Origin of the sequence: Pseudomonas sp. EA_65y_Pfl2_P74 (assembly GCF_963970575.1) — a bacterium.
In the GTDB taxonomy this organism is placed as follows: domain Bacteria; phylum Pseudomonadota; class Gammaproteobacteria; order Pseudomonadales; family Pseudomonadaceae; genus Aquipseudomonas; species Aquipseudomonas baetica_A.
This window is the reverse complement of record NZ_CAXAOQ010000005.1, coordinates 145,623-158,216: the sequence shown is the minus strand read 5'-3', so window position 1 is coordinate 158,216 and position 12,594 is coordinate 145,623. Positions and strand designations below refer to the sequence as shown.

Genomic DNA, 12,594 nt, shown 5'->3' with positions numbered 1-12,594 from the left:
ACCTGACGCCCTGATAAACAAAAACGCCGCGATCCTCTCGCGGCGTTTTTGTGTCCGGGATTACTACCCCAGGTTCTTGCCCAGCAACGCGTGATACAACTCGCTGTCACCGAGAATCCCTACGACCTGATTGTTATCGTGCAGCACCAGTTTGTTGCCGGTCTGATAACGAATCTGCAAGGCGTCACGCATGCCGATGTTGGAGTCCACCAGCGTCGGTTTGCGCTCCAGCCCTTCAACCGCTTGTCCCGGTGCCCAGTTCTGCAGGTTGAGTGTCGAGCCGTTCTGCCGTGCGCCTTTGATGGTGTTGCCCTCGGCCAGGTCCAGCCAGGAGTCGTCGCCCGGGTCCAGGCACACCGAACCGTTGATGCGTTTGCAGTTATCCAGGGTGCGCATCAGGCTGCGCCCGCACAGCACGTTGAGCGGATTGGTGTGCGCCACGAAGGTACGCACATAGTCATCCGCCGGGTTCAGCACGATCTCTTCCGGCACGCTGTACTGGACGATGCGACCGTCCTTCATGATCGCGATGCGGCTGCCCAGTTTCAGCGCCTCGTCGAGGTCGTGGCTGACGAAGACGATGGTCTTGTTCAACTTGCGTTGCAGTTCCAGCAGTTCATCCTGCAGGCCTTGGCGGATCAGCGGGTCGAGTGCCGAAAACGGTTCGTCCATCAGCAGAATGTCGGCGTCCATCGCCAGTGCACGAGCAAGGCCGACGCGCTGCTGCATGCCGCCGGAGAGTTCGTCAGGCCTCTTGTTGCGCCATTGGGCCAGACCTACCAGTTCGAGCTTCTCGTCAACCAGCTTCCTGCGTTCCTTTTCCGGTCGGCCCTGCATTTCCAGACCAAAGCTGATGTTCTCGCGAACCGTCAGCCACGGCATCAGTGCGAACTTCTGGAACACCATGGCGATGCGTTTGGTACGCATCATTTTCAGTTCGGCGGGGGTGCAGGATGCGATATCGATCTGACGGTTTTCGTGCTCGACGAACAGCTTGCCGCGGCTCACGGTGTTGAGGCCGTTGATGCAACGCAGCAGGCTCGACTTGCCAGAGCCGGACAGGCCCATCAGCACGCAGATTTCGCCTTTGTTGATGTCGAGGCTGGCCTTTTCCACGCCGACGATCTGCCCGGTCTTTTTCAGGATCTCGTTGCGGGTCATGCCCTCATCCAGCAGCTTGAGTGCCTCGCGCGGGTCCTTGGAGAAAATTACGTCGACGTCTTCGAAGCGAATGATGCTCATGCGTCACCCCCTGCTTTGGCTTCGGGCTGTTTGCAGATACGGTCGAGCATGATCGCCAGCAGTACGATCGCCAGGCCTGCTTCGAAGCCCAGGGCGATATCAGCAGTGTTCAGTGCGTTGACCACCGGTTTGCCGAGTCCGTCGGCGCCTACCAGTGCAGCGATCACCACCATCGACAGCGACAGCATGATGCACTGGGTGATGCCGGCCGCGATGCTCGGCATGGCGTGAGGCAGTTCAATCCGTGAAAGCAGTTGGCGACGCGAGCAGCCGAAGGCTTTGCCGGCGTCCATCAGTTCTTGCGGGACATCGCGGATGCCCAGGTAAGTCAGGCGGATCGGCGCTGCGATGGCGAACACCACCGTGGAGATCAGGCCCGGCACCACGCCCAGCCCGAAGAGGGTCAGGGTAGGAATGAGGTAAACGAAGGTGGGTACGGTCTGCATCAGATCGAGAACCGGACGCATCAATGTGTAGAACATCGGTTTGTGCGCGGCGACGATGCCCAACGGCACGCCGATGACCACGCAAACCAGGGTCGCGAACATGACCTGGGCGAGGGTTTCCATGGTTTCCTGCCAGTACCCCAGATTGAGGATCAGCAGGAAGGATGCAATCACAAAAGCAGTCAGTCCCCATTTGCGCTGGATGAAATGGGCGAGTACGGCGATGAGGCCGATCAAGACAAAAGGGTTGAACCAGGTGAGCGCAAACGTCACGCCGTGGATCATCGTTTCCAGTGTCACGGCGATTGCGTCGAATGTATTGGCGCCGTGGTCGGTCAACCATTCAACGAAACCCGCGATGTACTGGCCTAAAGGTATTTTCTGATCAATCAGCATGGTAGTGAACGTCCGCATGCAAGGAATAAACAGTCCGGGCGAGCGCACTCGCCCGGCATAAGGCGATTACTGCGCGAGCTTGGCTTTCACGGCCGCAAGGCCTGGTTTACCGTCAATGGTGGTCACGCCAGCGAGCCAGGTATCGAGTATCTGTGGATTTTTCTTCAGCCAGGCTTTGGCTGCTGCTTCGGGCTTCATCTTGTCATCGAGAACATTGCCCATCAGCTCACTTTCCATGTCGACGGTGAACTCCAGGTTCTTCAGCAACTGGCCGACATTGCTGCACTCTTCGACATAGCCCTTGCGGGTGTTGGTGGCCACGGTGGCGGCGCCGAAATCCGGGCCGAAGAAGTCATCGCCCCCGGTCAGGTATTGAATATGGAAGCGTTTGTTCATCGGGTGGGGTGCCCAGCCCAGGAATACGACCGCGGTGTCACGTCTCTGGGCGCGATCGACCTGCGACAGCATCCCCGCTTCGCTGGATTCCACGATTTTGAAGCCGGCGTCTTTCAGGCCGAAAGCGTTTTTGTCGATCATGCTCTGGATCAGACGGTTACCGTCGTTGCCTGGCTCGATGCCGTAGATCTTGCCGTCGAGTTCTTTCTTGAATTTGGCGATGTCGGCAAAGTCATGCAGACCTTTGTCGTACAGGGCTTGCGGCACGGCGAGGGTGTATTTGGCGCCCTTGAGGTTGGTGCGCACGACGTCCACGGTACCGGCATCGCGGTAGGCCTTGATGTCGTTTTCCATGGTCGGCATCCAGTTGCCGAGGAAAATGTCCATGTTCTTGCCGTCGGCCAGGGACTTGTAGGTCACCGGTACGGAAATCATGGTGGTCTTGGTTTTGTACCCCAGTGCGTCGAGTACGACGCTGGTGGTGGCGGTTGTCACGGTGATATCGGTCCAGCCGACATCGGAGAAGTTGACGGTGCTGCATTGTTCCGGTTCTGAAGCCTGGGCCAGAAGAGGAAGACTGAGCATGGCGGCCAACAACAACGAGGGGGAACCTTTCATGGGGGGACTCCTGAGTGTTTTTTGGGCGGTGTTCCGACGGGATACCCGCACTTATGAATGTTGCGGTCGGTAGGTGCGTGAAACGTGTTCTGACACGCAGCCTTGCAATCAAGTCGTAAATGATCATGTACCAGTGCATATCGGACGCCTACAGGTAGGGTCGCATCCAGTACAGGCGTGGTCGCATCTAGTGTCGGTAACGTCGCTTACAGCTTTTTTCCACCCATTGACGGCTCCCTGGGCCACCAAAAAGCGAGTGGATAGAGCCTCACCGACACACGGCGTTAGTGGACAAGACTACGTCGGTGTCAGACGTCAACCTTACGGCAAAAACCGGAAGATGTGCGAATTCCGGCGTCAAGCGTAGTTGCTGCGCCGCCCGGCGCAGCCGTGTCGGGACGTGTTTGAACTTGAGATATTCGCCCATGGCAATCAGCGTTTTCGACCTGTTTAAAATCGGCATTGGCCCTTCCAGTTCCCATACTGTGGGCCCGATGCGCGCCGCTGCTCTGTTCGTGCAAAGCCTGCGAGAAAAGGCCCTGCTCGATGACGTTCGGCGTGTCGAAGTTCAGCTTTATGGATCGCTGTCGGCCACGGGTATCGGCCATGGCAGCGACAACGCGGTGATCATGGGATTGATGGGCGAATGGCCTGATGCAATCGATCCCGCACAGATTGGCCCGCGCATCCAGGCGCTACGCGAAACCGATACGCTCTTGCTGGACGGTCGCCTGACGGTACCCTTTGTCTGGGCCCGGGACATGCGTCTGATCGAGGAGAACCTGCCTTTCCACCCCAACGCCATGACGCTGATCGCCGAAGGTGATGGCGCTACCCTGCATCGCGACACCTATTACTCGGTCGGTGGCGGCTTTGTCGTGGATGAGGCGCAAGCCTGCAGCGGTGTGGTGGATCTGGATCGCACCGAACTGCCCTATGACTTCTCCAGTGCCGTGGAGTTGTTGGCGCTGTGCAAGCAACACAACTTGCGCGTCGCCGACTTGATGATGGCCAACGAAAAGGTCTGGCGCAGCGAAGAGGAAATCCGCGCCGGGCTGATGAAACTCTGGCGAGCGATGCAAGATTGCGTCGAGCAAGGCCTCAAGCACGAAGGCATCCTGCCTGGTGGGTTGAATGTGCGTCGGCGTGCGGCGAAGTTGCATCGCAGCCTGCAGGAATTGAACAAGCCCAACGTGATCGGCTCGACGCTGAGCGCGATGGAGTGGGTCAACCTGTTCGCCCTTGCCGTGAATGAAGAGAACGCGGCGGGCGGGCGGATGGTCACGGCGCCGACCAACGGTGCGGCGGGGATCATTCCGGCGGTGCTGCACTACTTTATGAAGTTCAGCGAAGCGGTCACCGACGCCAACGTGGTCGACTACTTCCTGGCGGCGGCGGCGGTGGGGATTCTGTGCAAAAAGAACGCGTCGATTTCCGGTGCCGAAGTCGGTTGTCAGGGCGAGGTCGGGTCGGCCTGTGCGATGGCGGCGGCAGGGCTGGCGGAGATTCTTGGCGCTTCGCCTGAGCAGTTGTGCAACGCGGCGGAAATCGGCCTGGAACATAACCTCGGTTTGACCTGCGATCCGGTTGGCGGCCTCGTCCAGGTGCCGTGCATCGAGCGCAATGCGATTGCGGCGGTGAAGGCGATCAACGCCGCGCAAATGGCGTTGCGTGGCGATGGTCAGCACTTCATCTCGCTGGACCGGGTGATTCGCACCATGCGTGATACCGGTGCCGACATGCATGACAAATATAAAGAAACATCGCGCGGTGGGTTGGCGGTCAGCGCGGTTGAGTGCTGAAACCGAGTGGCTTCAATCGTTAGCAGGCTAGCGACCACAGTCGATTCGTATCGATCAGAAAACCTGTGTAAACCAACCTGCCGGCGATTGGGCCAGACCAGTCAAAACTGCGCGCTAAATGAACACGGTTAAGCAAACACGCCACCTTTTGGCGCGTCGCAATCAGATAAGAGTCTTTCCCACCTGTAACAGGCAATCAGCACACCCTACCGTCCGTCACCTGTGCCTGTGGTGACACTCCTGTGGAACGGCGCGCAGCCCCGTTCCCACAAGTGATACCGATCTGCTCACAGGCAACGGAGCAGAGCTTTGCCCCTCGCTGATGGCACTTCCAAACACCCTTCGCCGGAGGTCTCATATAGACGCGTCGTGATGTCGTTTTCAGGAGTTATTGAATGGCCATTCAATTTTAGGCATGGCAATTGCTCTGTCATAACAAAGCCCGTCTCCCACTCGAGAACGCTGGCAAAAACAAGAGCCTCCGCCTGAGGCCTTCACCCGCTTTGTGTGAGGAGATACCGCGATGACGTCGTTCAACTCAGGGGCTCAACCCCAGAACCGTGCGCCTCAATCCATCGGCTTTCTGCTGCTGGACAATTTCACGCTGATTTCCCTGGCCTCTGCGGTTGAGCCGCTGCGCATGGCCAATCAGTTGTCCGGTCGTGAACTGTTTCGCTGGAGCACCCTCACCGTCGATGGCGGCCAGGTGTGGGCCAGTGACGGCCTGCAAATCACGCCCGACGCCTCGATGCACAAAGCGCCCCCGCTGGACACCGTGATTGTCTGTGGCGGTGTCGGTATCCAGCGCACCGTGACCCGTGAGCACGTCTCCTGGCTGCAAAGCCAGGCGCGTCAGTCGCGTCGTCTGGGTGCCGTGTGCACCGGCAGTTGGGCCTTGGCCTGCGCCGGGCTGCTCGACGGTTTCGATTGCAGCGTGCACTGGGAATGCCTGGCGGCAATGCAGGAAGCTTTCCCGCGCGTGGCCATGAGTACTCGCTTGTTCACCCTCGACCGCAACCGCTTCACCAGCTCCGGCGGCACCGCGCCGCTGGACATGATGCTGCACCTGATCAGCCGCGATCACGGCCGTGAACTGTCCGCCGCGATCTCGGAAATGTTCGTCTATGAGCGCATCCGCAACGAACAGGATCACCAGCGCGTGCCGCTCAAGCACATGCTCGGCACCAACCAGCCGAAGCTGCAGGAAATCGTCGCGCTGATGGAGGCCAACCTTGAGGAACCGATCGACCTCGACGAACTGGCGGTGTATGTCGCCGTGTCCCGTCGTCAGCTCGAGCGGTTGTTCCAGAAATACCTGCACTGCTCGCCGTCGCGTTACTACCTCAAGTTGCGTTTGATTCGTGCCCGGCAACTACTCAAGCAGACGCCGATGTCGATCATCGAAGTGGCTTCGGTGTGTGGTTTCGTCTCAACGCCGCACTTCTCCAAGTGCTACCGCGAATACTTCGGCATTCCGCCGCGTGACGAGCGCGTTGGCTCCAACACCACCCAGCAGGTGGCGATGATGCAGTTGCCGCAGGCGATGGTGCTGTCGCCGCTGTCGGGGCCGATGTCGGCGTTGAGTCAGGCGCGTAATGAATCGACGTTTGCCAGCGTAAGGCTGTAAACCGAGTCATCGTTCATCGCCAGCAGGCGGGCTCCCACAGGATGGATGTCGATCACAAAAATGTGGTCAGACACAAAAACTGTGGGAACCCGCCTGTGGGCGATTGGCTTGCTCAGGCGCTGTGGGTCTGTTGGTAGTGTGCCAATGCCGGCAACAACTGTTTGTCGATGGCTTGGCGCACAGCCGGCTGGATGCTCGCGCCGCTGGTGTACATGTCCTTGACCATTTTGCGCAATTCGAACGCCCGAGCATTGTCCAGACCCATTACGGCGAATTCACATGCCTGCTCGGCCGTCGAGCCGACCGGCACCTGTAATCCCAATGCCTTGAGCTGTCCCAACAGGTCTTCCTGATCGATCAAATCGGCAAACATCATGAGGCGAATCCTTCTTCAGCAACGGAGGTCGTGACTCGATTCTGGTAGGCAAGGGGAGGGACGGCAAGGGCGATTTGTCGCAGTGGCTGCTACGACTATGAACGGGTCGTTTTCGGCTAACTCGTTGTCAAAGGGAGTGGGCAAACTGGCTTCAGCTTGCAACACGACGGTTTGGTCACCCTCGCACGGCAGCTCCTCAACAGTACCCTCAGCCCCGATCCTGTCACGGCTTGTATCGGGGCTTTTTTTGCCTGTCCGTCAGTGAAACCGATCTGCGCAGCAAGCGCTCATCTCGCTCGATCGTGGGTTTTAACGGGCCGGTGGCAGGGCTATGATGCGGCCGATGTAAGTCGGGGCGGGCAGGTCGGCCTGCTCGGCGACGATGGCTTGCAGACGGCTCAAGGTGTCCGCGCTGAACGGCGCCGAGCGCGGGCCGGCGAGGTCGACGTGCAGCAACATCTGCTCATTGCCGGCCAGCTCCTGGTCTTCCCCGACTTTGTGCAGGCTGTGATAGAGATGCAGGCGTTTGCTGTCGTGACCGATGATTTGCGTGCGTACTTCGACGTCGGTGTCGAGCTTCACTTCGTGCAGGTAGTTGAGGTGCAGTTCCAGGGTGAACAGCGAGTGGCCGCTGGCTTCGCGGTGGTTGCTGTCCATGCCGAGGCGATCCATCAGGGCGTCGGTGGAGTAGCTGAAAATCAGCAGGTAGAAGGCGTCGCGCAGGTGGCCGTTGTAGTCGACCCAGTCGGGGATGATGCGGGTTTGGTAGGTGGTGAGGCTGGGCATGGTGTCAGATCCAACATTGATAGTGGCTGGGCTGCCGTCTTCGCGAGCAAGCCCGCTCCCACATGGGAATGCGGTCATCTGTGGGAGCGGGCTTGCTCGCGAAGGGGCCGGAACTGTTGAGCAAGGATTATTCGCTGAAACTCATTCCATGCTTCTCCTTGGTAGTCCTCACCGCCTCCAGCACCGCCAGCAGGCAATCATCACGATAGCGCTCCAGCGCCGAAATGCTGTGGCTGCCCAACTGATCGCTGGTGCCATCGACCACATCGTCAATCAACTTGTCGGTCAACTCCGGTGCCGGCAGATACGTCCATGGCAACTGCAACGCCGGGCCGAATTGCGACATGAAGTGACGCATTCCGGCATCGCCACCGGCGAGGGTGTAGGTCAGGAAGGTGCCCATGAACGACCAGCGCAAACCGGCGCCAAAACGGATCGCGTCGTCGATCTCGCCAGTCGTCGCCACCCCGTCGTTGACCAAGTGCAGCGCCTCACGCCACAGCGCTTCGAGCAGACGGTCAGCGATGAATCCCGGTACTTCCTTGCGCACATGCAGCGGACGCATGCCGAGTGATTCGTAGACTTTCATTGCCGCTTGTATAGCTTCCGGTGCGGTGTTCTTGCCACCGACCACTTCCACCAGCGGCAACAGGTAAACCGGATTGAACGGATGGCCGACCACGCAGCGTTCCGGGTGGATCGAACTCTCGTAGAACTCGCTCGGCAACAGGCCCGAGGTGCTGGAGCCGATCAGCGCATTGGGCTTGGCGGCCGAGCTGATTTTGCTGTGCAGTTGCAGTTTCAGTTCAAGGCGTTCCGGAGCGCTTTCCTGAATGAAATCCGCGTCGCGCACGCACTCCTCGATGGTCGCGACAAAGCGCAAGCGATCCTGCGACGCGCCCGGCGCCAGGCCGTTTTTCTCCAGCGCCCCCCAGGCATTGGCCACGCGTTTGCGCAGCGCCGCTTCAGCGCCGGGCGCCGGATCCCAGGCCACGACATCGAGGCCGTGGGCGAGGGCGCGGGCGACCCAGCCACTGCCGATGACACCGCTGCCCAGCGCGGCGAAGGTTTTGATTTCGGTGATAAAGCTCATGGTCACATCCTGAATAATTCGTAGAAACCTGTGGAAGCGGGCAAATGAGTGATGATTTATCCGCGCGGGGTCAGGCCCATTTTTTTCCGGCCCTCGGCCGGGGTCAGGACGCTGGCGCCCAAGCGGCTGAGTATCTCGGTGGCACGCTCAACGAGTTGACCGTTGGTCGCCAGCACGCCTTTGTCCAGCCACAGGTTGTCTTCCAGCCCGACCCGCACGTTGCCACCCAGCAGCACCGCTTGCGCGGCCATCGGCATCTGCATCCGGCCGATACCAAACCCGGCCCACACCGCGTCCGCCGGCAGGTTGTCGACCATGGCTTTCATGGTGGTGGTGTCGGCCGGCGCGCCCCACGGAATGCCCAGGCACAGCTGGAACAGCGGGTTATCGAGCAAACCTTCCTTGATCATCTGTTTGGCGAACCACAGGTGACCGGTGTCGAAAATTTCCAGCTCGGCTTTCACGCCCAACTCGGTGATGCGTTTGGCGCCGGCGCGCAGTTGTGCCGGGGTGGAGACATAAATGGTGTCGCCGTCGCCGAAGTTCAGGGTGCCGCAATCGAGGGTGCAGATTTCCGGCAGCAGTTCTTCGACGTGGGCCAGACGAGTCAGCGGGCCGACCAGATCGGTGTTCGGGCCGAACTCCATCGGCTTCTCGCCAGCGCCGATTTCCAGATCGCCACCCATGCCGGCCGTGAGGTTGACGATGATGTCGACGTCAGCCTCGCGGATGCGCTCCATCACTTCGCGGTACAGCGCCACATCGCGACTGAACTTGCCGGTCTGCGGATCGCGGACGTGACAGTGCACAACGGTGGCGCCAGCCTTGGCCGCTTCCACGGCGGCGGCGGCAATCTGTTTTGGGGTGACCGGTACGTGGGGGCTCCTGGCGGTCGTGTCGCCAGCACCGGTGAGTGCGCAGGTGATGATGACGTCGTGGTTCATGTGTCGGTTTCCTTCAGGCGTGATGGGGCTGTTCGCAGCCCTTTGCGGGCTGCGAAACGGTGATTCAGGAGGACGTTATTTGCGGGTCAGTTGCAGGTTTTCAGCGGCCGGTTTGCCGTCGAAAGTGGTCACACCTTCGAGCCAGCGCTGTTTGTCTGCCGGGTGATCCTTGAGCCACTGCTTGGCCGACTCGAAGGCGTCCTTGTGATCGAGCAGCGGTTGCATCATCCGGCTCTCGTCTTCAGCGGTGAACGTCAGATTGCTCAGCAGGCGACCGATGTTCGGGCACTGTTCGGCGTATTTCGGCGCGGTGACGGTCCACACGGTGGCCATGCCCTCGTTCGGGCCGAGGGCGTCATTGCTGCCGGTGAGGTAGGTCATCTTGACGTTGACGTTCATCGGGTGCGGCGCCCAGCCGAAGAACACCACGGCTTCCTTGCGACGCACGGCGCGATCGACGGCGGCGAGCATCCCCGCTTCACTGGACTCGACCAACTGGAACTTGCCGAGGCCAAACTGGTTTTTGGCGATCATCGCCTTGATCTGCGTGTTGGCGCCCGAACCCGGTTCGATGCCGTAGATCTTGCCGCCCAGTTCCTTCTCGAACTTGGCGATGTCGGCGAAAGTCTTCAGGCCCTTGTCAGCCAGGTACGTCGGCACGGCGAGGGTGGCGCGGGCGTCTTTGAGGCTTGGAGCGTCAAGGACTTTGACCTGGTTAGCCTCGACGAACGGGGTGATGGTCTGGGTCATCAGCGGGTTCCAGTAGCCGAGAAACAGGTCCAGACGCTGGTCGCGGATCCCGGCGAAGATGATTTGCTGGGACGCGCTGGTTTGTTTGGTGTTGTAGCCGAGGCCGTCGAGCAGGACCTGGGTCATGGCACTGGTGGCGATCACGTCGGTCCAGTTGACCACGCCCATGCGCACGTTCTGGCAAGACGCGGGTTCGGCGGCCATGACGCTGGCGCTCAAGAAAGCGGTACCGCTGAGTGCAAGAACGCAGCTGCTGATCAGTCGTTTCATGTCGGGTTCCTCGGCAGGTTGTTTATTGTGAGTTCCGGCGTCTGTTGCGCCGGTGATGCAAAGTTACGCAGCAACGCCCACGTGAAAGCGCACTGCGGCGACTGGCACTTGCACTGTAGCGACCTGCGCGCTTGAACGCTGACGACAATCGGCGTATCAACGAGCCACGCTACCCTCCCTCTCGTTACCCGCGAATCGAGTGCGCACATGTCTCAGGATTTCTACTTCCTGCTGATGCCGGGGTTCTCCGCCATCGGCTTTATCTCGGCAATCGAACCGCTGCGGGTCGCCAACCGCTTTCGCGGCGAGTTGTACCGCTGGCATGTGCTGAGCGCTGACGGCGGGGCGGTACTGGCGAGCAACGGCATGTCGGTCAACGCCGACGCGGCGCTGGAACCGCTGAAGAAAGGCGCGACGTTATGGGTGGTGGCCGGGTTCGAACCACTGAAGTTCGCCACGCCGACGCTTGAACATTGGCTGCGACGGCTGGACAACGAAGGCGTGACCCTCGGCGCCATCGACACCGGCAGCTTCGTTCTGGCTGAGGCGGGCCTGCTCGATGGCCATCGCCTGACCCTGCACTGGGAGGCCATTGACGCCTTCAAGGAATCTTATCCACAGCTCAGCGTGACCCAGGAGCTGTTCGAGATCGACCGTCGGCGCATCACCTCGGCCGGCGGTACGGCGTCCATCGACCTGATGCTCGACCTGATCGCCCAGGCCCATGGCCCGCAACTGGCAATTCAGGTCAGCGAACAATTCGTGCTGGGGCGCATTCGTCCGCGCAAAGATCACCAACGCATGGAAGTCGCCACGCGTTACGGGATCAACAACAAGAAACTGGTTCAGGTGATTGGCGAGATGGAACAACACAGCGAACCGCCGCTGACCACGTTGGCGTTGGCGGAATCGATCAAGGTGACGCGCCGGCAATTGGAGCGCTTGTTTCGGCTGCATCTGAACGACACGCCGAGCAATTTCTATCTGCGGTTAAGGCTGGAAAAGGCCCAGCAGTTGTTGCGCCAGACCGACATGAGCGTGCTGGAAGTGAGCATCGCCTGCGGGTTTGAATCGCCGTCGTATTTTACCCGCAGCTACCGGGCAAAATTCGCCCGCTGCCCCCGCGAAGACCGGCATACCGCCCAAACCTGAACGGGTGCACACGACACCCATGTGGGAGCGGGCTTGCTCGCGAATGCGGTGTGTCATTCAACAATGCAGTCGACTGACACGCCCTCTTCGCGAGCAAGCCCGCTCCCACATTTTTGATCTTCTTTGTCTGGAAGATCAGGTTACTTCTTCACCAACGCCGAACACGCAGCCTTATAAGCCTCATGCTGATACTTGTTCAGCGTCCCCGGCAGCTCGACGTTGTGCTTCTTGGCCTGCGCGTTGATCGTCTGTGGCGACAACAACGTCACTTCACAACCATCCAACAACTGAAACACACCCTCGATCTTGAACGTCGTTGGCCCACCGGCAAATTCGCCCTTCTTGCTGCGCTTCTTGATCGCAATCCGGTCAATCGAATTCTCCCGCACAAACGACGCTACCTGCGCGGCGAACAGCTTCACGTTGGCCGCTTCGTCATCGTCGTCGAGGGCGATCTTCTTGGTGGCAAGAGCAACGTGGCTCAGGACCGAACCGTCGAGAGCGGCCACGGCGATGATCGCTTCGCTGCCTTTGATTTCGATGCCGCAGATGTTCATGGGCGAGTGACCTTATGAGCGAATTGGATGGCGGTCATGTTGACGCAGTCGGGCGGTCAAGTCACCTCGCGTCGGTGCCCGAACGGAGCAATACCGCTGGTCGGAAATCGTTGCTGACCTGTAATTTCTGACAGTAGAC

The 12,594-nt window shown here is 59.8% G+C and carries 12 protein-coding genes; 3 read left to right on the top strand and 9 right to left on the bottom strand.

Going from position 1 to position 12,594, the window contains the following annotated elements; all coding sequences use genetic code 11:
- Positions 1-63: 63 nt before the first annotated feature.
- The 3 genes from choV to AACY18_RS05520 form a co-directional block, all read right to left on the bottom strand.
- Entirely contained in the window at positions 64-1,242 is a 1,179-nt protein-coding gene (gene choV, locus AACY18_RS05530; protein ID WP_339464479.1) for a choline ABC transporter ATP-binding protein, read from the bottom strand.
- Positions 1,239-2,084: a choline ABC transporter permease subunit gene (gene choW / locus AACY18_RS05525; protein WP_221731183.1), complete on the bottom strand. Its 846-nt coding sequence runs from the start codon at positions 2,082-2,084 to the stop codon at positions 1,239-1,241. Before choW ends, choV begins: the two co-directional genes overlap by 4 nt.
- A gap of 66 nt (positions 2,085-2,150) precedes the next feature.
- Entirely contained in the window at positions 2,151-3,098 is a 948-nt protein-coding gene (locus AACY18_RS05520) for a choline ABC transporter substrate-binding protein (RefSeq protein WP_339430282.1), read from the bottom strand.
- A gap of 425 nt (positions 3,099-3,523) precedes the next feature.
- Between AACY18_RS05520 and AACY18_RS05515 the strand changes: the two genes are divergently transcribed.
- Together AACY18_RS05515 and AACY18_RS05510 are read left to right on the top strand one after the other, a co-directional pair.
- On the top strand, positions 3,524-4,900 hold the full coding sequence (locus AACY18_RS05515) for an L-serine ammonia-lyase (protein WP_221731181.1): 1,377 nt from the start codon (positions 3,524-3,526) through the stop codon (positions 4,898-4,900).
- Between the two features lie 523 nt (positions 4,901-5,423).
- Positions 5,424-6,527, top strand: coding sequence for a GlxA family transcriptional regulator (locus AACY18_RS05510; protein ID WP_221731180.1), 1,104 nt, complete (start codon positions 5,424-5,426; stop codon positions 6,525-6,527).
- Between the two features lie 112 nt (positions 6,528-6,639).
- Here the strand turns inward: AACY18_RS05510 and AACY18_RS05505 are convergent, their stop codons facing one another.
- From AACY18_RS05505 to choX, 5 genes are all read right to left on the bottom strand, one after another.
- Complete coding sequence (locus AACY18_RS05505) at positions 6,640-6,903, bottom strand: hypothetical protein (RefSeq protein ID WP_339430280.1); 264 nt, start codon at positions 6,901-6,903, stop codon at positions 6,640-6,642.
- Between the two features lie 309 nt (positions 6,904-7,212).
- Positions 7,213-7,689, bottom strand: coding sequence for a thioesterase family protein (locus AACY18_RS05500; protein ID WP_339430279.1), 477 nt, complete (start codon positions 7,687-7,689; stop codon positions 7,213-7,215).
- Between the two features lie 127 nt (positions 7,690-7,816).
- Complete coding sequence (locus AACY18_RS05495; protein ID WP_339430278.1) at positions 7,817-8,782, bottom strand: L-carnitine dehydrogenase; 966 nt, start codon at positions 8,780-8,782, stop codon at positions 7,817-7,819.
- Positions 8,783-8,838: 56 nt separating this feature from the next.
- A complete protein-coding gene (locus AACY18_RS05490; RefSeq protein WP_339430277.1) occupies positions 8,839-9,726 on the bottom strand; it encodes a 3-keto-5-aminohexanoate cleavage protein in 888 nt (295 codons plus the stop codon).
- Between the two features lie 75 nt (positions 9,727-9,801).
- Positions 9,802-10,746 (bottom strand): choline ABC transporter substrate-binding protein, encoded by a 945-nt coding sequence (choX, locus tag AACY18_RS05485; protein WP_339430276.1) that lies wholly within the window; start codon positions 10,744-10,746, stop codon positions 9,802-9,804.
- A 207-nt stretch (positions 10,747-10,953) separates the two neighbouring features.
- On the opposite strand from choX, the gene AACY18_RS05480 reads away from it, so the two are divergent.
- Positions 10,954-11,898 (top strand): GlxA family transcriptional regulator, encoded by a 945-nt coding sequence (locus AACY18_RS05480; RefSeq protein ID WP_339464477.1) that lies wholly within the window; start codon positions 10,954-10,956, stop codon positions 11,896-11,898.
- A gap of 140 nt (positions 11,899-12,038) precedes the next feature.
- On the opposite strand, the gene AACY18_RS05475 is transcribed toward AACY18_RS05480, so the two are convergent.
- On the bottom strand, positions 12,039-12,455 hold the full coding sequence (locus AACY18_RS05475) for a DUF3010 family protein (RefSeq protein ID WP_339464476.1): 417 nt from the start codon (positions 12,453-12,455) through the stop codon (positions 12,039-12,041).
- Between the last annotated feature and the right edge of the window lie 139 nt (positions 12,456-12,594).